Here is a 19,062-nt window from a genome sequence, read left to right as displayed (position 1 = left end):
GTGATGGGTGTCAGACGCCGGCGTACGAGTGCTTGCCGGTGACGAAGATGTTGACGCCGTAGTAGTTGAACAGCCAGCAGCCGAAGGCGACCAGGGCCAGGTAGGCGGCCTTGCGGCCCTTCCAGCCGGCGGTGGCGCGGGCGTGCAGGTAGGCGGCGTACGCGACCCAGGTGATGAAGGACCAGACCTCCTTGGGGTCCCAGCCCCAGTAGCGGCCCCAGGCGTCGCCCGCCCAGATGGCGCCCGCGATGATCGTGAACGTCCACAGCGGGAAGACGGCCGCGTTGACCCGGTACGAGAACTTGTCGAGGGTCGACGCGGACGGCAGCCGGGAGAGCACCGACTGCGCGAAGGCGCCGGGCTCCTGACCGTTGGCGAGCTTGTTCTCGTAGCTGTCGCGGAAGAGGTAGAGCAGGGTGCCGACCGCGCCGATGTAGAAGACGGCGCCGCAGATGATGGCGGTGGAGACGTGGATCCACAGCCAGTACGAGTGCAGCGCGGGCACCAGCTGGTCGCTGGAGGTGTAGAGCACCGTGGTCGCGATGCCGAGGTCCAGCAGGACGGTGGTGACGAGCAGCAGGCCCATCCAGCGGACGTTCTTCTTCAGCGCGAGCAGGACCAGGTACGCGCCGACCGCCACCGTGGAGAAGGTGATGGAGAACTCGTACATGTTGCCCCAGGGCGCGCGCTGCACGGAGAGCGCGCGGGCGACGACGCCGCCGGCCTCGACCAGGAAGGCGAGGACGGTCAGCGAGACCGCCATCCGCCCGTAGAGGTCGCCCTTGAAGGTGCCGCCGGCGGCACCGGGCCCGTCCGGGACGTCCCGCGAGCCGGTGGCGGACCGGGTGACGACCTTGGGCTTCTCCAGGACGGCGGTGCCGCCGCCCTTGGTGGCGACCTGGACCTTCACCGTGCCGGCCGCCGCGGCGGCCTCCTCGGTGGTGAGCGCGGCGGCGGTGCGGCCGACCTTGCTGCGGCTGCCGAACACCCACTCCGCGATGTGCGCGAAGAAGGCCAGGGTGTAGACGGCCATCGACGAATAGATCAGCACATTGCTGGTGTGTGCCAGATTCTCGTTGGTTGCGGCGGCGAGATTCACTTCTCAGCCCCTTCGGCGGGTTCTACGGAGGACGCCTCGGCGACGTCGCTGTCGGTGCCGGGCGCGGTGGGCGCCTCGGCGTTGAGCGTGACCGCGAGGTCGGCCAGCTCCTCGGGAAGCTTCGCGGACTCGCTGCGGCCGAGCCCGGCCATCTCGACCACGGTGACGCCGTCGGCGCCGCGTACGGCCCGGATCCAGACGCGTCGGCGCTGGATGAACAGGGAGCCGGCGAGTCCGGCGATGGCGGCGACGGCGCCGGTGAGCGCCCAGCCGCTGGCGGGCTGTTCGGAGATCTGGAAGCTCGCCCACTCCTGAAGGCCCTCGAAGGTGATGGAACCGGCCCCGTCGGGCAGCTTCATCGTCTCGCCGACGAGGAGCCGCTGCTTGAGCTGCTTTCCGTCGGCGGTCTTGAACTCCTTCATCTTGCTGGTGTCCAGCTGGTACACGTTCTGCGCGATGCCGGAGTCGACGCCGATCGAGCCGTGGAAGCCGTTGAGCGCGAGGACGGGGAAGTCGGCGGCGGGGAACTGGGAGAACATCGTGCCCTTGCCGTTGCCGGCGAAGGTCGGCACGAAGAACGCCTGGAAGCCCAGCTGTTCCGTCTTGCCGTTCTTGTCGCGGTAGCCGTCGAGCACCTTGATGGCGCCGCTCGACGTGACGTTGTTGTCGAGGGGCAGCAGCGGGACGGCGGCCTTGAAGATCTCCTTGCCCCGGCCGTCCTTGACGGAGATGACGGGGGCGTAGCCGTGGGCGTTGAGGTAGACCTTGGTGCCGTGGACGACGAGGGGTTCGTTGACCTTGATGACCTTCTTCTGCGGCTTGCCGTACGCGCCGTCGGAGAAGGTCACGCGCGCCTCGTACGTGCGCGGGGTGCCGATCTGCGGCCCCTTGCGCTCGTACGTGCCGATGAAGTCGTCCAGGGTGAAGCTGAACGGGGTCAGCTCGTCGTCGTCGTAGAGCGAGCCGGACTTGAAGTTGTCGTACTGCGTGGTCGTGTTGGAGAAGCCGTCGCCCTCGACGACCAGCTTGGCGCCCTCGTACTTGAAGAGCTGGCCCCAGGCGAAGGCGACGAGCATCACGATGAGCGCGACGTGGAAGATCAGGTTCCCGGCCTCGCGCAGATAGCCCTTCTCGGCGGCGACGGCGTCACCGGTGAGGTGGGCCCGGTAGCGGCGCTTGCGGACGATCGCGAGCGCGGCCTCGTGGACCTTCTCCGGCTCGGCCTCGGTGCGCCAGGTGGTGTACGCGGGCAGCCGGGTGAGGCGCTTGGGGGCGCCCGGCGGGCGGCTGCGGAGCTGGCCGACGAAGGTGGCGGTGCGCGGGACGATGCAGCCGATGAGCGAGACGAACAGCAGGATGTAGATCGCGGAGAACCACACCGAGCTGTAGACGTCGAAGAACTGGAGCTTCTCGTAGATCGGCGTGACGACGGTGTGCGCGTCCTTGAACGTCTGCACCTTCAGCTCGTCCACGCTGTTCTGCGGGATCAGCGAGCCGGGGATGGCGCCGAGCGAGAGCAGGAAGAGCAGGATCAGCGCGACCCGCATGGAGGTGAGCTGGCGCCAGAACCAGCGGGCCCAGCCGATGACGCCCATGGCGGGGAGGTTCGCCAGGGTCTCCTCGCGGGGGGCGGTGGAGAGCTGGGAGCCGGCGGCGCCGAGCTCAGCGGTGTTCTCCTGGTCCCGCTCCGGGGAGCGGTTGGAGGTGGTGTTGCTCATTGGTACTCAGATCCCCACCTGGAAGCCGTCCGACCAGCCCTGTAGTTCCTGCATCATGCTGCCCCACGCGCCTGTGAGCAGGAGCAGCCCGGTCACGATCATCATTCCGCCGCCGATGCGCATCACCCAGGCGTAGTGGCGCTTGACCCATCCGAAGGCGCCGAGCGCCTTGCGGAAGGCGACGGCGGCGAGCACGAAGGGGATGCCCAGGCCCAGGCAGTAGGCCACGGTCAGTATGGCGCCGCGTCCGGCGGTGCCCTGGTTCATCGCGAGGATGGAGACCGAGCTGAGCGTGGGCCCGAGGCACGGGGTCCAGCCGATGCCGAAGAGGGCACCGAGCAGCGGGGCGCCGACCAGTCCGGTCACCGGCTTCTTGTGGATGCGGAATTCGCGCTGCGTCATCCACGGCATGAGGCCCATGAAGAAGACGCCCATGAGGATCATCAGCACGCCGAGCACCTTGGTGAGCGGCCCGCTGTTGGCCTGGAGGGTGTCGCCGAAGTAGCCGAAGAGGGCGCCGCCGGAGACGAAGACGGCGGTGAAGCCGGCGACGAAGAGCGAGGCGCCCGCGACCATCCGGCCGCGCCGGGCCTCGGCGAGGTCGGCGCCGCTGACCCCGGTGACGTAGCTGAGGTAGCCGGGGACGAGCGGCAGGACGCAGGGCGAGAAGAAGGAGACGAGCCCGCCGAGGAGGGCGATGGGCAGGGCGACCAGCAGGGCACCGTTGAGGACGGTGTTGTTCTGCATGGCGGCGGCGAGGGTGCTCACCTGATCACTTCTCCGCGATCAGCGGGTCGAGCATCTTGTGCAGGTCGGTGTCGTCCATCGGGCCCACGAAGCGGGCGGCGAGCTTGCCGTCCCGGTCTATCACGACGGTCGACGGGATGGACTGGAGCCTGAAGGTGCCCTTGGGGAAGCGGAGCAGGAGCTTCCCGGTCCGGTCGTAGAAGCTGGGGTAGGGGGTCTCGTGGCTCTTCTCGAACGCGAGGGCGTTGCTCTTGGAGTTGTCGCGGGTGTTGATGCCCACGAACTGCACGCCCTTGTCCTTGGTGGCCTCGGCGACCTGCTTGAAGTACTTCGCTTCCAGCCGGCAGGGGGCGCACCAGGAGCCCCAGGCGTTGAGGACGATGATCTTGCCCTTGTAGTCGGCGAGATCGAGTTGCTTGCCGTCCACGGTCTCGCCGTCGAGCTCCGGCGCGTCGGCGCGCTCGCCCTTGGGCGCGGTGGCGATTCCGCTGTTGCCCGTGACGAAGTTGGTGTCGCCGCCGCCGCTGGTCTTGTCGCCGGAGTCGCACGCGGTCAGCGTCAGTGCGAGGGCGGCGGCCGCCAGGGGGGCGGCGAGCAGCGTGAAGCGGCGTCGGGGTGCGCGGCCATGGCTCATGTGAAAAGTTTCGCATGGCCGTTCCGGGGATCTTGGGCACCCCCCTCGGTGCCCGTAAAGCCCGTTGTCAGGCTCGTTTAAAGAAGGTGTTCCAGCCGCCCGCGGGCGCTTCGCCGACCTGGAGCGTACGGAGCTTGTCGAGGACCGCCGGGTCCTGGACGTCGAGCCAGTCCACGAACTGCCGGAAGGAGACGAGGCGCACATCCGGTTTCCCGGCGATCTGCTTGAGCGTCTCCTCGACGGCGTCCATATAGATGCCGCCGTTCCACTCCTCGAAGTGGTTTCCGATGTAGAAGGGCGCGCGGTTCGTCTCGTAGGCGCGTTTGAATCCGCTGAGGTAGGACTGCGTGGCCTGTTCGCGCCAGCCGGGATAGCGGGAGGGCATTCCCCTGGTCGAGTTCTGCGACTGGTTGGCGAGGATGTTGTAGTCCATGGAGAGGACTTCGAAGGTGTGCCCGGGGAAGGGGATGCCCTGGAGCGGCAGGTCCCAGACTCCCTGGCGTTTGACCGGCCAGACCTGGGTGCCTCCGGGCGAGCTGGCGTCGTAGCGCCAGCCGAGCTTCTTGGCGGTGGGCAGCAGGTTGTCCTGGCCGAGGAGACAGGGAGTGCGGCCGCCGACGAGTTCCTTGCGGTAATCGAAGGGGAGCGATTCCTCGTCGTTCCAGCCGGTGTTGGTGCGCCATTGGGTGACGAAGGAGATCGCCTGGTCGATTTCGCTCTGCCACTGGTCGGGCGTCCAGTTGGCGACCGATCCGGAGCCTGCGCAGAAATGCCCGTTGAAGTGGGTGCCGATCTCGTGGCCGTCGAACCACGCCTGCCGGACGTTCTTCAGCGTCTCCTTGAGGTGGCCGTCGGTGAGATAGCCGATGTCGGAGGCGCCGACGGGGTTGTTCGGGGGGCGGTAGAGCGTTTTCTTCGATTCCGGCAGGAGATAGAGGCCGGAGAGGAAGAAGGTCATCGACGCGTCGTGTTCCCGGGCGAGTTCCAGAAAGCGCGGGAAGAGCCCGTTGCCGACCTCTCCGGCGCCGTCCCAGGAAAAGATCACGAACTGCGGCGGCTTCTGCCCGGGTTCCAGCGGCACGGGGGCCTGCGGCTGCTTCGGCTGCTTCCCGGTGTAGGCGGTGGAACCGTCCCCGATCGCGCGGACGTCCTTCTTCTTTCCGGTGCCCTTCGAGGTTCCGCCGGCCGCCTTCTGCCCGGCCGCGCCCTTGTCGGGACCCGGGCTTCCGTCTCCGGCGCCGGGGGAGCCGGTGGTGCCGCACCCCGCCATTCCGGCGGCGGCCGCGGCACCGAGACCGGCTCCGAGCAATCCCCTTCGGCTGATCTCACGCATGCGGCTTCCCATCTGCGGTCGTTTTGCCTTAAGTCCATACAAACTGGCAATCGCTTAGATGGGAGGAGCCACACGGGGGTTCCCCCGGATAGCACAAAATTCTTTACGAAACCAGACCCGACGTTGACCGAACAAAGAACCGAATCCGGAGCTGGAGCGGGGGTCTGCCTACGCGCCGAACCCCTTCGACGCGCCCTTCACCGGCTTCGCACCGGCCCGCAGATGCGCGGGAACCAGATCGCGGGCCGGCTCCGAATACCCGACGGAGACGATCTTGTCGCCCCGGTACGTGAAGCTGGTCAGCGAGGCGAGGGTGCACTGCCGCTTGCGCGGGTCGTGCCAGAGCCGCCGCCGCTCCACGAAACTGCGGACGATCCAGATCGGCAGCTGGTGGCTGACGCAGACCGCCTCGTGCCCCCGGGCCGCGTCCCGGGCCGCGTCGAGCGCGCCCATCATGCGGACGACCTGCTCGATGTACGGCTCGCCCCAGGACGGGCGGAACGGGTTCGTCAGGTGCTTCCAGTTGTCCGGCTTGCGCAGCGCGCCGTCACCGACGCCGAAGGTCTTGCCCTCGAAGACGTTGGCGGCCTCGATGAGCCGTTCGTCCGTGGCGAGGTCCAGGCCGTGCGCCTTGGCGATCGGGGTCGCCGTCTCCTGGGCGCGCTCCAGCGGGGAGGCGACGGCGTACGTGATGTCGCGCTTCTCCAGGTGCTCGGCGACCCGGTCGGCCATCTGCCGGCCCAGCTCGGAGAGGTGGTAGCCGGGCCGGCGGCCGTACAGCACGCCCTCCGGGTTGTGCACCTCGCCGTGGCGCATCAGGTGGACCACGGTGATGTCGTCGGGATTCTTCTCGCTCATGCGGTGGCCTCCGAGGCGGCGCGGGCGGCGGCGGGCAGGGCGGCGGCGATGCGCTCGACGGCCTGCGTGTCGTGGGCGGTGGACACGAACCACGACTCGAACGCGGACGGCGGGAGGTAGACGCCCTGCGCCAGCATCGAGTGGAAGAACGGGGTGAAGCGGAAGGCGTCCTGCCGCTTGGCGTCCTCGTAGTCGCGGACGGGTCCGTCCGTGAAGAACACGGAGAACATGTTGCTGGCCGCCTGCACGGTGTGCGCGACGCCCTCCTTGTCCAGGGCGGCGCTCACCAGACCCCGGATCTCGGCGGAGACCGCGTTCACCTTCGCGTACGCGGCGTCGTCGAGCAGCCGCAGCTGCGCGAGCCCGGCGGCGGTGGCGACCGGGTTCCCGGACAGCGTGCCCGCCTGGTAGACCGGGCCCGCCGGGGCCAGGTGCGCCATCACGTCGGCGCGCCCACCGAAGGCCGCGGCCGGGAAGCCGCCGCCCATGACCTTGCCGAAGGTCATCAGGTCCGGGCGGACCCCGTCGACGCCGTACCAGCCTGCCTTCGACGTACGGAATCCGGTCATCACCTCGTCGGAGATGTACAGCGCCCCGTTGGCCGCGCAGAGCTCCTTGAGCCCCGCGTTGAACCCGTCCAGCGGCGGCACGACGCCCATGTTGCCCGGCGACGCCTCGGTGATCACGCACGCGATCTCGCCGGGGTGCGCGGCGAACGCGGCGCGCACGGCGTCCAGGTCGTTGTACGGCAGCACGATCGTGTCGCCCGCCTGCGCGCCGGTGACCCCGGGGGTGTCCGGCAGCCCGAAGGTGGCGACGCCGGACCCGGCCGAGGCGAGCAGGGCGTCCACGTGGCCGTGGTAGCAGCCGGCGAACTTCACGACCTTGGCCCGGCCGGTGAACCCGCGGGCGAGGCGGATCGCGGACATCGTCGCCTCGGTCCCCGACGACACCAGCCGCACCTGCTCGACCGGCTCGACGCGCGCGACGATCTCCTCGGCGAGCGCGACCTCGCCCTCGCCCGGCGTACCGAACGAGGTGCCGCGGGCGACGGCCTCCTGGACTGCGGCGATCACCTCGGGGTGGGAGTGGCCGAGGATCATCGGCCCCCACGAGCACACGAGGTCGACGTACTCCCGCCCGTCGGCGTCGGTCAGATACGGACCGGTACCGGACACCATGAACCGGGGCGTACCGCCCACGGCCCGGAAGGCACGGACAGGAGAGTTCACGCCGCCGGGCGTCACGAGGGACGCGCGGTCGAAAAGCGTCTGCGAAACTGGGGCGTCATAGGGAAAGCTCACACATGCCATGGTGTCAGAGCCACGGACGGTCTTTGCGGACAGGTGTTTCACCGCACGCCCGTGGGGGAGGTCACTGACACGATGATCGGGTTGCACGGCGGGGGCTGTGCCTCCCAGTGAGTAGTCGGGTGGATGAGATATGCATCGCGGTGGCGGAGTGGGCGAAGGGACGGACGGCCCGGGGCCCGAGCCTGCCCGGCGCGGCCGGCACCGGCGGCGCGAGACCGAGCACACGCAGGGCATACAGGCCGGTGAGACGCAGACAGGCGGCGGAGCCGGGAGCGGGAGTGGTGGCCGGGTGGGGGTGACCTACAAGTATTTCGGTGCGCCCGACGGAGCCACCGCGGCACGCGTGCCCATCTCCATGCGTCCCGAGGAGCTCGGCGGCGACGAGCTCGGCATGGGTGGCATGTTCACCAAGATCAAGCCGGAGACGGTGGCCGCGATGGTCCTCACCGGCATCCAGGGCATACCTCTGCACAAGGTCCCCCCGCTGGAACTGGTCGTCCTGCACCCCGACTACGCGGTGGTCAAGCTCCCCATGACCGTGGTCGACCCGCTGCGCGGCATCGGCGAGGAGTCGGTGGGCGCCGCCGCCTTCATCTGGTCCACGGTCCCGGACCGCGGCGGCCCGAGCGACGCGTTCAACGTCTACCAGCTGCTCCACGAGTGGCAGGACTTCAGCCACCGGCTGCACGACGCGGGGCATCAGGCGTACTGCCTGGTCTGGCCGTGACGGAGGGGGTTCGAGTCGTACTGTTGCGCTGACGACAGTGCGGCGCCAGGGGGCCGGTGCTCCGTGGCGCAGGGGGAGGAGACCGCTCCGTCATGGGCGTATCACGGGCTTTGCTGATCGCGGCCCCTCAGCCGGACCTGGAATTCGTCCGCCGGGACCTGGCCCTGATCCGGGACGCCTTGATCCGGTCCGGTTACCCGGAATCGGCGGTCACCGTGCTGGACGCGGAGGAGGCGGCGACCGACGACGAGATCGTGCTGGCCCTCGATGCCTTTCTCGCCGAGTGCCGGGACGACGACTTCGCGCTCGTGTACTTCACCGGCCACGGGGTGCGCAGGGCCGACGCCGACTACCTGGTGCCCACCAAGGCGCATCCGGAGCTGCTGCGCAGCCTGATCAAGGTGGCACCCAACGAGCTGCTGGGCAAGCTGCGTTCCGCCGCCACCGTGATGCTCTGTCTGGATGCCTGCCGGGACGAGGCCGATCCGGACATCGGGACCCCGCCCCGGCCGGAGGCGTCGCCCGAGCGCCGGAACGTCGTGCTGGTGCAGGCGTGCGTGGCGGGTGAGCGGGCGATGGGCACCGAGGAGGGCAGCTTCATGGGCCGGGCGCTGGCCGAGGCGCTGGCCCCGGACACTCCGTGGCGCACGGTCTCCGAAGTTCTCACCCATGTGAAGCACCGGACCGAGCAGATCGCCCGGGACAACGGGAGCCGGCACCCGGTGGACGTGACCTGGCTGGGCAGTCCCCTGGGGGCCGCTCCGGTCGAGCCCTCCCGGCGGGAGATCTGCGCGTCCGGACGCGGCACCGGCGGCTGGACCTCGGCCATGCACGACTCGCCGCTGTGGACCCGGGTGACCGGCGACGAGGTGGTGACCGGCCGGCTCAAGGACCGGATCAGCCTCCTGATCGACCGGGTCCTGCGGATCAAGTACGACGCCGACCGCAGGCAGAAGGCGGGCCCGGACCTCTGGGAGGACCTTCAGTTCCCCGAGCGCGTGCTCGTCCAGCTCGACCGGCTCGTCCCGAATGGCCCGGAGGGGCGGCTGAGCCCCCTCGAGGTGGTCGTCCTGCTGGCCGCCCCGTTCGTCCGCGAGGCCGCCCTGGCGTGCAGCCGCCGGGCCCTGGCGGAGCTGTACCCGCCGGCGGGGCCCGGCGAGGACGAGGACGAGCACGGACGGCCCGGCTCCGGCGACACGTACCGGGAGCACCTCGCCCACGACATGGACGACGTCCGCCGGGCCTACCGGCAGATCGACGCCAAGCGCCTCAGGCTGCGGTCCGCCGGGCCGGGCACCGCGGCGGTCGCCGCCGAACAGTGGCTGAGGCACCGGCTCCCGGCCGACTGGGACCAGCTCTGGTGCCAGTCGCAGGACGGGGAGAAGAGCATCGGCGCCCTGAAGAGCATGGCGGACGTCCTCCGGCTCATGACGGACGTCGCCGAGTACGCCGCGTTCCTGGAGATCACGTCGAAGCCCACCCGACGGGACCGGCTGAGCGACGCGCTCCTCCAGGTGGTCTCCCAGATGCACACCCGCCCCGGGACGAAGGCCCCGGACGGGAGGAAGTGGGAGAACGAGCTGACCGAACGCCTGGCACTCGCCGACACCACGGCCTGGCGCCCCGCCCAGCTGGCCGGTCTGCTGCACATGGCCGAGCTGCTGGCCATCGACCCCCGGATGCTGGACGGGATCGTCGTCGACCACCTCGGCGACGACGTGACCGACCCCGCGACGCTCCTCGCCGGCCTGGACGACGGTGGCTTCGCCCCCTCCGGCGACCACGACTGGGGCCTGGTCTTCGAGTGCCCCGGACCTGCGCTGCACGTGGCGCTGGACCGCCAGGCGCAGTCCGCGGCCGCCGCCGCGCAGGAACTCCGCGACGGCGATCGCAGGCATCCGCTCTACGCCCGGCTTCCCCGCCACGTCGGCACCGGCGGCATGGAGCCCCGGGACGAGAGCTACAAGTCCCCGCCGCCCCGCTTCCAGCTCTCCGAGGACGGCGTCAAGCCGCTCATCATGGGCACACAGCTCTACGGCGACCACATGCTCGCCCTCCGCGAGCTGTACCAGAACGCGCTGGACGCCTGCCGGCGCCGTCATGCCCGCCAGAAGTACACCGTCGCCGTCACGCAAGAGAGCGGCCTGCGCGCCGGCAGGCCCGTCAATGAGCTGTCCACGTACGAGGTCACCTTCGTCCTCGGCCGCAGCGACGACGGACGGGTCTATCTGGAGTGCACGGACAACGGCATCGGCATGACCGAGGACGAGCTCGACCAGCTCTTCTCGCGGGCCGGGCGCCGCTTCGAGCAGTCGCCGCAGCACGTACGCGAGCTGCGGCGCTGGCGCCGCAAGGGGGTGCGGCCGGAGCTGAACAGCCGCTTCGGGATCGGCGTCTTCAGCTACTTCATGCTGGCCGAGACGATCGAGGTGACCACGCTCCCCGCCAACGCCAGCGGATTCGGCAGCGTCGAGGCGGGCCACCACGTCCATGTGACCTCGGACTCCGGGCTGATGCGCTCGTCCCGGGACTGGTCCAGGGAGAGGCCCGGTACCCGCGTCCGCCTGTATCTGCGGCCCGAGTTCGCCGAGTCGCCGCCCTCGGTCGTACGGATCATGCGGGAGCAGGTGTGGCACACGCCGGTGCGGCTGTCCGTGCAGGACAACCTCACCGCTCCGTCGGAGCCCGACGTCTGGGAACCGGGGGTGCTGAAGTCGATCACCCCGGTTGTTCCCCCGGAATCGCCGGACGGGCCGTGGTGGGTCCGGGACAAGGGCGCCCGTCTGGTGGACGGAATCTTCGTGGGGGACGACGAGAGGCCCCACGGCTACGTCATCAACTTGTGCAGCCGACACGCCGCGGAGCTCAGGGTCGACCGTAACCGGCTTCAGCGATTCGCAGCCGACGTGGTCCGCCAGGACCTGGCACGGGCTGTCGGCAATCTGGAGCTGTGGAATCCCCTCCCGCTCGCCTGGCTGTGGAAACTGATCGCGGACGATGCCCGGACCGGCGAGATGGCGATACGGCACCTGCTGGCCAACGACGCGCGGGTCACGTTCGAGGGCTGGTACGAGAACACCGCGGACCCGTCGGTCACCGTCATGCCCCTGGCTGCGCTCGGCTGCCTCCCTGCCGATGAGAAGGGTTCGCGGCATTACGTGTCCGACGACACCGAAGAGGATCCCGATCCCACCCACTTCTTCCACTGGTGGCGGTCCCAGCTCGTGAACGCCGCGGGTCCGGGCCACCGGCTGCCGGCCGCTCGCGCAGGCATCGGCCACCCCGCCGGATTCCCCGCCTTCGAACCCCTCGACGGGCTGTTGTTCCGTGAGATGCCCACCCGGGAGTGGGACCCCATGAGTGCTGCTCTGAGGGCGGCGGCGGACAGCGGGCACGGCCTACGAACCGTGATCCGCGCTCTTCGGCGCTACGCCGTCATCGGTGTCCCGGTTCCCGAGGCGGCCGACATCCCGCACCTGGCCGACATCGAAGTCAGCTCACTGCTGGTCCGGACGTTCGAGGCGTACGCCGAGCGGCACCATTACGGCGCACGTGCCGAGGCCCTGCGGCCACCGGTTCACCTGCCCCTCCTGCTCGTCGCCGGCCGAGCGGGAAAGACGATCCAAGAGGTCGCCGCGCTGGTCCGCCCGCTCCGCATCCTGCACCCGGAGATCCCCGAGCCACCGGAACTCGACGAACTCGCCCGGCGCATTCCGGACCAGCAGGAACTCGCTGTCCTTGATGCCGAGCATGATTCCGACCTCCATGGGCTGCCCGCAGTCGTCACACCTCTCGTCGCTGCTTGCTTCGCCCGGGAGCTGGGTATCGAACCCGCCGACGTCGTGGCCATCGCGCGGCGTTACGAACGCCTGGGCTTTCGGGTGAGTGAGGAAGCGAGTGAGGTCCGGATACTGGACGGCGACCGTTCCGCCCTGAGCCCCAGACATTTCTCGCTCACGCAGGGGCTGCTGGCCTACCCGTCCATCGACCTTCTGAGGCTGGTCCGGCTGTCGGCACGGCGCGGCGACCCGACGGTGGGATTCACTGCCCGATCCGTACGCGAGACCGTCGAGAGGCTGCGCCTGCGGATGGACGATCCTTCGGGTGGTCCCCTCGCCTCGGTCAAGGCTCCTTCCTGGTGGGCCAGGCTCGGGCCGGACATGGAACCGGTCGACGGCCCGTTGAGCACCTGGACCGTGCTGCGTGCCCTGCGGAACATGCCGCAACCGGAGTCGGTGGCGGAGGACATCGAGGCGGCCGAAGCCCTGGCCGCGGCAGGGGTGGTGAGCGCCGAAGCCGCGGAAGCGGTACGCACCTGGTGGAACACCCCGGTCCAAGACCGTCCGAATGTCCTGCTCGACGACACCCGGATGCTCGACTTCCCCCACAGCAGCTGGCAGTTCGTGGCCTCCTTCGACTCCATGTCGAACTGCGTCGACACTCAGTTCCTCGTGGTCCTGGCGGCTCACCGTGGCGCCACCGTCGGTGAGACCGCCGACCTCCTGCGTCGGGAGGCCGCGCCCTACGGCATCGATGTCGCTCCTGTGCCCGAGGAGGCCCGAGCCCTGCGGCCATCTCACGGCGGGGCCTGGGCCCTCTACGTGCCCCGAGTGAAGGAGTGGAGGACCAAGATCACCCGCAGGGAGGTCATCGCTCTCGCCCGCAACCGCGGCACCGGGCTGGCCGAAGCGGTGTCCGAACTCCGCACCTACGAGCTCCTCGGCGCTCCTGCCTTCCCCGCCGCCCCGGACATACCCGGCGGTGAAGCGCCCAGCCAGGCGCTCGACCCGGCCGTGCGGGCACCCCTGGAGGAACTGCTCCAGTTCCATCCGCTGAACGAGGGCCCCCTCACCCCCCTCGCCCTCACCATCACCGCCGTACGCCTCGGCCTCGGCCTCAACGCGACCCACCACGCCCTCGCCGCCTACCCGGAGCTCGGGCTGTTCGCGGACCGCATCGCACCCGACGACCCCGCACCGGACGACGACCACACCCCCGACCACCTGGACGTCGTCCTCCTCACCCGGCACCTCACCGGCAGCGAACCGGTCCTCGCCGGGGACGTGACGCACGAGCACATCGAGCTCGCCGCCGAGGAGACCGGGCTGGACGTTTCCGAGGTCCGCCGCCGCCTGGCGCACTACGCGCCGTGGTTCGGCCTCCGCGTCCCCGCCGCAGAGGCACCCCGTACCACCGACACGGAGAAGGAGCCCACGTGACCACCCACCAGGACGTGCCGTACCGCGAGCAGCAGGTCGCGCCGCCCGCCGATCTGCGGGAACGCATGAGCGAGGTCGGCGCCATCGAGTTCACGGGCACCTGTCCGGTCTGCCACGGCCCGAGCGAGTTCGCGCTCCCAGAAATCTCTCCCGGTGCCGTGCCCAAGGGCTGGCCCTGGAAGCGGGACGGCGGTTCCGCCGCTCCGGCCCCCGAGCCGCGCCCGATGTACTGCGAATGCCCGGTGACGCACCCCGACGATCGTCTGGAGGAGGTGGGCTGCGGCGCGTGGTGGCCGGTGGTTCCGGGGTCCGCCACGGCACAGGGCGCCTGATGCCCGGACTTCCCCGCCTGTCCGCGCGGGCGATCCGCCTCCAGGCGCGCCAGCGCCTGTACGACATGCTCCAGTCGCAGCTCGCCATCGCCCGCCACCAGGCCGAGGGCTGGCGCAACTTCCTCGCCACCGCGACCGCGCTCCTGGCCGCCGTCCTGGTGCTGAAGGGGCGCGAGAACGTCGCCGAGCTGACGCCCGTCTACCGGTGGAGCGTCGTCGGCGCCATCGCGGTCGGCCTGCTGGCCCTGCTGTCGTCGGCCTTCACCGCGGCCTCGGCCGCGCACGGGCGGCCGAAGGACGCGTTGGAGCACGCGGACGAGATCCAGCTCATCAAGTGGGAGAAGCGGGAACTCGCGCGCACCCCCCGGTATGTCAACCTCGCCCGCTGGCTCGCTGTTGCCGGGGTGCTGGCGACGGCGGCCGGGGTGCTGGCGACCTGGGTGGCGCCCGCGAGCGAGAAGGGCGGCGCGGCGGTCACCGTCCACACCCGCGAGGGGACGGTCTGCGGTGAGCTGGTGTCCCTCGACCCCTCCGGCGTCACCGTCCGCGTCAAGGCGGGCGGCGCCGCCGCGTCGGGCGGCGGCGGTCCCAAGGCCTCCCTGCGCACCCTCGCCTGGGGCACGCAGGCCCTGAGCGCCGCACCGGCGTCCGGTTGCTGACGGCGCGCCGGGGCCCGGCTGCCGCACCCGGCGCCCCGGTGACCGCGAGGGCGGCGGTGACGAGCGAGCACCGCCAACGCCCCACCGGCACTGACGTGCTCGAAGCACACACGCTCGAAGGACACCTGTAGGCCACCCACATCCAGCCACTCAATGGCCGAAGAGTGATCTTCAGTCGCCCCGCCCGCCCTGCCGATGCAGGAGGCACCGCCCTCCCGAAGGAGGCTGCCATGGGCGACACACTCCTGACCCTGTCCATCCCCGCGCTGCTCCTCGCCAGCGGCCTCTACACGGTGGCGAGCACCTGGTGGCGGCGCAGGCACCCCGCGCCGCCGTCCCCGTACACGCAGCAGGCCGCCGGGCTGGCCGAGGACCGGGAGCGCTCGTAGGATCTGCCGTCGTGGCCGGTCACCACGGCCCCCGGCGGGACACCCGGGGCATCGTCGACGCGCCCGAGCTGTTCGCGCACGTACAGTTCCGGCGCCGCGAGCCCGCGCCCGGGCTCCGGCGCCATCTGGAGCACTACTGGCTGATCGACTGGGACCTCTCCCAGCCGTACGCCTCGCATCTCGTCCCGCACCCGAGCGTCAACCTCGTCTTCGAGCGCTACGCGGGCTGTGGCGACGAGGACGCGGGATACGCCGAGGTCGCGGGCGTCGGCCTGGGGCTGTTCACGCAGAAGCTGGAGGGGCGCGGGCGGGTCTGCGGGGTGCAGTTCCGGCCGGGCGGATTCCGGCCCTTCGCACCCGGGGCGCCCGTCTCGCGGTGGACGGGGCGACGACTCCCCGCGACCGACGTGTTGGGGCCGCCGCCCGCCCCGCCCGCCGCCGTGCTCGACCCGGCGGACGAGGACGGCCGGGTCGCCGCGCTCGACGCGTATCTGCTGGCGCTCGCCCCCGAGCCCGACCCCCGTGCCGACCTCGCGATGGCCCTGGTGGACCTCGTGCGCAGCGACCGCACGATCCTGCGCGTCGACGGACTCGCCCGCGCCGAGGGCCTGTCGGCGCGCTCGCTGCAACGGCTGTTCGCCGCGTATGTGGGGGTCGGCCCCAAGTGGGTCATCCTGCGCTACCGCATCCACGAGGCGCTGGAGCGCGCCGGCGCGGCCCCGGACGTGGACTGGGCGGCCCTCGCCGCCGACCTCGGCTACAGCGACCAGGCGCACCTCGTACGGGACTTCACGGCGACGCTCGGCGTACCGCCCACGGCGCTGGGCACCCGCTGACTGTCAGTGCCGCGTCCTACAGTGCGGTCATGACCTCTGCGCAGCGCGCCCCGGGCTCGTCCGTACGCATCGAGCCCTGGTCCGACGACGACCTGGACCTGCTCCGCCGGGCCAACGCACCGGAGCTGATGAGCCATCTCGGCGGACCCGAGAGGGAGGAGCAGCTGAGGGCGCGCCACGCCCGTTACGTCGCGCTCAGCGCCGACCGGACGGGCCGGGGCCGGATGTTCCGCGTCGCCCTGGCCGAGGGAGCGGAGGCGGTGGGCACCATCGGCTTCTGGGAGCGGACCTGGCGGGACCAGGAGGTGTACGAGACGGGCTGGACGGTCCTGCCGGAGTTCCAGGGCCGGGGCATCGCATCGGCCGCGACCCGCGCGGTGGCCGAGGCGGCGCGCGCCGAGCGCAAGCACCGCCATCTGCACGCCTATCCGTCCGTGGAGAACGGCCCGTCGAACGGCGTCTGCCGCAAGGCGGGCTTCACGCTGCTCGGCGCGTGCGAGATCGAGTACCCGCCGGGCCACCCGCTCCTGACCAACGACTGGCGGCTGGACCTGCGCGCGGGCGCCTGAAGCCGGGCCCGGGTTTATGCGTTTGACGCGTACCGCCACCTCCTGGATATTTATCTGCGTCACGCAACCTATGCGCGACGCATCTACCACGAGGAGACCCATGCTCACGCTCGTCACCGGATGCCGGGGCCGCGTCGGCGCCGCGCTCACCGCCCTGCTCCACCAGGGCGGCCACCCCGTCCGCGCCGCCTCGCGCAACGCCGCCGAGCTCTCCCTGCCGCCCGGCGTCCCCGCCGTGAACTGCGACCTCGGCGACCCCAGCACGTTCCCCGCCGCCCTGGAGGGCGTCGACTCCGTCTTCCTGTACGCCGAGCCCGCGCACATCGACGCCTTCGTCACCGCCGCCCGGACCGCCGGAGTACGCCACGTCGTGCTGCTGTCCTCCAGCTCGGTCCTGGTCCCCGACCCGGCTGCCAACCCGATCGCCGCCGCGCACCACGCGGTCGAGCAGGCGCTCCTCGCCTCGCCGCTCACCGTGACCCTGCTGCGCCCCGGCGCCTTCGCCACCAACGCCTACGGGTGGTCGGCGGCCTTCCGCTCAGGGCGCCCCGTCGACCTTCCCTACCCCCGCAGCGAGGGCAGCCCGGTCCACGAGACGGATCTCGCCGAGGCCGCACTCGCCGCACTCGCCGACCCCGCCCTCCAGGGCGCCGCCCACCACCTCACCGGGCCGGAATCCCTCAGCGCCGCCGAGCAGGTCCGCGTCCTGGCCGACGCCACCGGCACCCCGGCCGCCGTCAACGAGGTGACCCCGGCCGCCTGGAAGGAGGCCATGGCGTCCCACATGCCCGCCGGGGTCGCCGAAGGACTGCTCGGCTACTGGGCGGCCACCGACGGCGTCCCCGCCGAGGTGACCGACGGGGTCCAGAAGCTGACCGGCCACCCGGCCCGCACCTTCGCCACCTGGGCCGCCGAGCACGCCGCCGCCTTCCGGCCCTGAAATCCGCAGGCGGCACGCCCGCCCCCGATGGCATCCTGACCGGGTGAACGGACCGGAGATCCACCTCGAAGTCGCCCCCGAGCTCAGGCTCTTCGTGGCGCACGGGCGCCGGCAGGGGCGGACGCCGGTGACCACCGACGGCTCGTCCACGCTCGGCCATGTCGTCGAGTCCCTGGGCATCCCGCTCACCGAGGCCGGCGAACTCCTCGTGGACGGCCGCCCCACCCCCGCCTCGCACGTCCCGGCCGCCGGGGAACTGGTCGAGGTCCGCCCCGTGACCCGCCCGCAGCAGGTGCCGGGAGCGCCCCTGCGCTTCCTGCTCGACGTCCACCTCGGCACCCTCGCCCGCCGGCTGCGGCTGCTCGGCGTCGACGCCGCGTACGAGAGCGAGGACATCGGCGACCCGGCCCTGGCCGCCCTCTCCGCGAAGGAGCGGCGCGTGCTGCTCTCCCGGGACCGGGGGCTGCTGCACCGCCGGGAGATCTGGGCCGGGGCGTACGTCTACAGCGACCGGCCCGACGAGCAGCTGCGGGACGTCCTGGAGCGGTTCGCCCCGGCGCTCGCCCCGTGGACCCGGTGCACCGCCTGCAACGGCCCGCTGGCGGCGGCCGACAAGGACACGGTCGGCCCGCACCTGGAGCACGGGACGCGCCGTACGTACGACGTGTTCGCGCAGTGCGCGGAGTGCGGGCGGGTCTACTGGCGGGGCGCGCACCACGCGCGCCTGGAGGCGATCGTCGCGGAAGCGGTCCGCGACTTCGGCCCCGTGGCGGGCTGAGGGCCGGGGCTCAGGCGTCGCCGTCCCGCAGCCGCGCGATCTGCGCCGTGCTCAGCTCCACGGTCCGCCGCATGTGGCCGAGCAACAGGGCCACCTCGTCGTCGCCGTACGCGTCGAACAGCGCGTCCCAGCCGCCGTTCAGCCGCTTCCACACCGCGCCGAACTCCGCCATGCGCTCGGGCACCGTCGCCACGAGCACCCGCCGCCGGTCCGCGGTGTCCCGCGCCCGGGTCACGTAACCCGCCCGCACGAGGCGGTCCACCAGCCGGGTCGCCGAGCCGGTGGTGAGCCCGGTCAGCTCGGCGACGCGCCCCGTGGTGACGGGCGCGTCCTCCAGGCTGAGCAGGTTCAGGCACTGGAGGTCGGTCGGGTGCAGCCCCAGCCGGTCGGCGACGGCCTGGTTGAACAGCGCGTACGCGGCCATGTAGCGCCGCGACACGACGGACATCTCGGCCAGCAGGGCGCTGCGGCGGGGGGACGGCTTCGGCGGCATGCGGAGAGTGTACGAAGCCCCAGGTCACCGCACGGGCCCACGCGGCCCGTGACACCCTGCTCCCATGTCCGTGCTCCGCTCCGTCGCCCTGTTCGTCCTCGCCGCACTCTTCGAGATCGGCGGCGCCTGGCTCGTCTGGCAGGGCGTGCGCGAGCACCGGGGGTGGGCCTGGATCGGCGCGGGGATCATCGCGCTCGGCACGTACGGCTTCGTGGCGACGCTCCAGCCGGACGGCGAGTTCGGACGGGTGCTCGCGGCGTACGGCGGGGTCTTCGTGGCGGGCTCGATCGCCTGGGGCATGGCCGCCGACGGCTACCGGCCGGACCGCTGGGACGTGACCGGCGCGCTGGTCTGCCTGGCCGGGATGGCCCTGATCATGTACGCCCCCCGCAACCACTGATCCCGGCCCGGCCTGCCT

The 19,062-nt window shown here is 71.2% G+C and carries 18 protein-coding genes; 10 read left to right on the top strand and 8 right to left on the bottom strand.

What is annotated here, in order from left to right; translation table 11 throughout:
- Positions 1-10: 10 nt before the first annotated feature.
- From ccsB to hemL, 7 genes are all read right to left on the bottom strand, one after another.
- Positions 11-1,099: a c-type cytochrome biogenesis protein CcsB gene (ccsB, locus tag AB0L33_RS17000; RefSeq protein WP_365682090.1), complete on the bottom strand. Its 1,089-nt coding sequence runs from the start codon at positions 1,097-1,099 to the stop codon at positions 11-13.
- Entirely contained in the window at positions 1,096-2,817 is a 1,722-nt protein-coding gene (locus AB0L33_RS16995; protein ID WP_365682088.1) for a cytochrome c biogenesis protein ResB, read from the bottom strand. Before AB0L33_RS16995 ends, ccsB begins: the two co-directional genes overlap by 4 nt.
- Positions 2,818-2,823: 6 nt before the next feature.
- Positions 2,824-3,585, bottom strand: a complete 762-nt coding sequence (locus AB0L33_RS16990) for a cytochrome c biogenesis protein CcdA (protein WP_365682086.1) — start codon at positions 3,583-3,585, stop codon at positions 2,824-2,826.
- 4 nt (positions 3,586-3,589) lie between these two features.
- Positions 3,590-4,198: a TlpA disulfide reductase family protein gene (locus AB0L33_RS16985; protein ID WP_365682084.1), complete on the bottom strand. Its 609-nt coding sequence runs from the start codon at positions 4,196-4,198 to the stop codon at positions 3,590-3,592.
- Between the two features lie 67 nt (positions 4,199-4,265).
- Positions 4,266-5,531 (bottom strand): hypothetical protein, encoded by a 1,266-nt coding sequence (locus AB0L33_RS16980; protein ID WP_365682082.1) that lies wholly within the window; start codon positions 5,529-5,531, stop codon positions 4,266-4,268.
- A gap of 168 nt (positions 5,532-5,699) precedes the next feature.
- The gene (locus AB0L33_RS16975; RefSeq protein WP_161211123.1) at positions 5,700-6,389 is read right to left on the bottom strand and encodes a histidine phosphatase family protein; all 690 of its coding nucleotides are present in this window, start codon (positions 6,387-6,389) and stop codon (positions 5,700-5,702) included.
- The gene (gene hemL, locus AB0L33_RS16970) at positions 6,386-7,702 is read right to left on the bottom strand and encodes a glutamate-1-semialdehyde 2,1-aminomutase (RefSeq protein WP_365682080.1); all 1,317 of its coding nucleotides are present in this window, start codon (positions 7,700-7,702) and stop codon (positions 6,386-6,388) included. Before hemL ends, AB0L33_RS16975 begins: the two co-directional genes overlap by 4 nt.
- A gap of 130 nt (positions 7,703-7,832) precedes the next feature.
- Here hemL and AB0L33_RS16965 point away from each other — a divergent pair, with 130 nt between their 5' ends.
- The 9 genes from AB0L33_RS16965 (at position 7,833) to AB0L33_RS16925 (ending at position 18,151) form a co-directional block, all read left to right on the top strand.
- Positions 7,833-8,429, top strand: a complete 597-nt coding sequence (locus AB0L33_RS16965; protein ID WP_365682078.1) for a hypothetical protein — start codon at positions 7,833-7,835, stop codon at positions 8,427-8,429.
- Between the two features lie 92 nt (positions 8,430-8,521).
- Positions 8,522-13,648: a caspase family protein gene (locus AB0L33_RS16960; protein ID WP_365682077.1), complete on the top strand. Its 5,127-nt coding sequence runs from the start codon at positions 8,522-8,524 to the stop codon at positions 13,646-13,648.
- On the top strand, positions 13,645-13,980 hold the full coding sequence (locus AB0L33_RS16955; RefSeq protein ID WP_365682075.1) for a hypothetical protein: 336 nt from the start codon (positions 13,645-13,647) through the stop codon (positions 13,978-13,980). Before AB0L33_RS16960 ends, AB0L33_RS16955 begins: the two co-directional genes overlap by 4 nt.
- On the top strand, positions 13,980-14,639 hold the full coding sequence (locus AB0L33_RS16950; RefSeq protein ID WP_365682073.1) for a hypothetical protein: 660 nt from the start codon (positions 13,980-13,982) through the stop codon (positions 14,637-14,639). Before AB0L33_RS16955 ends, AB0L33_RS16950 begins: the two co-directional genes overlap by 1 nt.
- Positions 14,640-14,869: 230 nt before the next feature.
- Positions 14,870-15,028, top strand: a complete 159-nt coding sequence (locus AB0L33_RS16945) for a hypothetical protein (protein ID WP_365682071.1) — start codon at positions 14,870-14,872, stop codon at positions 15,026-15,028.
- Between the two features lie 11 nt (positions 15,029-15,039).
- Positions 15,040-15,864: a helix-turn-helix domain-containing protein gene (locus AB0L33_RS16940; protein ID WP_365682069.1), complete on the top strand. Its 825-nt coding sequence runs from the start codon at positions 15,040-15,042 to the stop codon at positions 15,862-15,864.
- 29 nt (positions 15,865-15,893) lie between these two features.
- The gene (locus AB0L33_RS16935; protein ID WP_365682067.1) at positions 15,894-16,433 is read left to right on the top strand and encodes a GNAT family N-acetyltransferase; all 540 of its coding nucleotides are present in this window, start codon (positions 15,894-15,896) and stop codon (positions 16,431-16,433) included.
- A 100-nt stretch (positions 16,434-16,533) separates the two neighbouring features.
- Positions 16,534-17,373 (top strand): NAD(P)H-binding protein, encoded by an 840-nt coding sequence (locus AB0L33_RS16930; protein ID WP_365682065.1) that lies wholly within the window; start codon positions 16,534-16,536, stop codon positions 17,371-17,373.
- 43 nt (positions 17,374-17,416) lie between these two features.
- Positions 17,417-18,151: a Mut7-C RNAse domain-containing protein gene (locus AB0L33_RS16925; RefSeq protein ID WP_365682063.1), complete on the top strand. Its 735-nt coding sequence runs from the start codon at positions 17,417-17,419 to the stop codon at positions 18,149-18,151.
- A 10-nt stretch (positions 18,152-18,161) separates the two neighbouring features.
- On the opposite strand, the gene AB0L33_RS16920 is transcribed toward AB0L33_RS16925, so the two are convergent.
- Positions 18,162-18,644, bottom strand: a complete 483-nt coding sequence (locus AB0L33_RS16920) for a MarR family winged helix-turn-helix transcriptional regulator (protein WP_365682061.1) — start codon at positions 18,642-18,644, stop codon at positions 18,162-18,164.
- A 64-nt stretch (positions 18,645-18,708) separates the two neighbouring features.
- Between AB0L33_RS16920 and AB0L33_RS16915 the strand changes: the two genes are divergently transcribed.
- Positions 18,709-19,044 carry a YnfA family protein gene (locus AB0L33_RS16915; RefSeq protein WP_365682059.1) on the top strand — a complete coding sequence of 112 codons (336 nt, stop codon included), beginning with the start codon at positions 18,709-18,711 and terminating at the stop codon, positions 19,042-19,044.
- Positions 19,045-19,062: the final 18 nt, after the last annotated feature.

This window comes from Streptomyces sp. NPDC052299 (assembly GCF_040679335.1).
Classification (GTDB): Bacteria; Actinomycetota; Actinomycetes; order Streptomycetales; family Streptomycetaceae; genus Streptomyces.
The sequence above is the reverse complement of the archived record's forward strand: the minus strand, read 5'-3'. Positions and strand labels throughout refer to the sequence as shown.

What these genes read in the sequence shown, in the direction of transcription:
- AB0L33_RS16980 (WP_365682082.1), bottom strand. Translation starts at nt 5,531, where the DNA reads ATGCGTGAGATCAGCCGAAGGGGATTGCTCGGAGCCGGTCTCGGTGCC.
- AB0L33_RS16985 (WP_365682084.1), bottom strand. Translation starts at nt 4,198, where the DNA reads ATGAGCCATGGCCGCGCACCCCGACGCCGCTTCACGCTGCTCGCCGCC.
- AB0L33_RS16930 (WP_365682065.1), top strand. Translation starts at nt 16,534, where the DNA reads ATGCTCACGCTCGTCACCGGATGCCGGGGCCGCGTCGGCGCCGCGCTC.
- AB0L33_RS16995 (WP_365682088.1), bottom strand. Translation starts at nt 2,817, where the DNA reads ATGAGCAACACCACCTCCAACCGCTCCCCGGAGCGGGACCAGGAGAAC.
- hemL (WP_365682080.1), bottom strand. Translation starts at nt 7,702, where the DNA reads ATGGCATGTGTGAGCTTTCCCTATGACGCCCCAGTTTCGCAGACGCTT.
- AB0L33_RS16965 (WP_365682078.1), top strand. Translation starts at nt 7,833, where the DNA reads ATGCATCGCGGTGGCGGAGTGGGCGAAGGGACGGACGGCCCGGGGCCC.
- AB0L33_RS16945 (WP_365682071.1), top strand. Translation starts at nt 14,870, where the DNA reads ATGGGCGACACACTCCTGACCCTGTCCATCCCCGCGCTGCTCCTCGCC.
- AB0L33_RS16950 (WP_365682073.1), top strand. Translation starts at nt 13,980, where the DNA reads ATGCCCGGACTTCCCCGCCTGTCCGCGCGGGCGATCCGCCTCCAGGCG.
- AB0L33_RS16915 (WP_365682059.1), top strand. Translation starts at nt 18,709, where the DNA reads ATGTCCGTGCTCCGCTCCGTCGCCCTGTTCGTCCTCGCCGCACTCTTC.
- AB0L33_RS16935 (WP_365682067.1), top strand. Translation starts at nt 15,894, where the DNA reads ATGACCTCTGCGCAGCGCGCCCCGGGCTCGTCCGTACGCATCGAGCCC.
- AB0L33_RS16920 (WP_365682061.1), bottom strand. Translation starts at nt 18,644, where the DNA reads ATGCCGCCGAAGCCGTCCCCCCGCCGCAGCGCCCTGCTGGCCGAGATG.
- AB0L33_RS16960 (WP_365682077.1), top strand. Translation starts at nt 8,522, where the DNA reads ATGGGCGTATCACGGGCTTTGCTGATCGCGGCCCCTCAGCCGGACCTG.
- AB0L33_RS16975 (WP_161211123.1), bottom strand. Translation starts at nt 6,389, where the DNA reads ATGAGCGAGAAGAATCCCGACGACATCACCGTGGTCCACCTGATGCGC.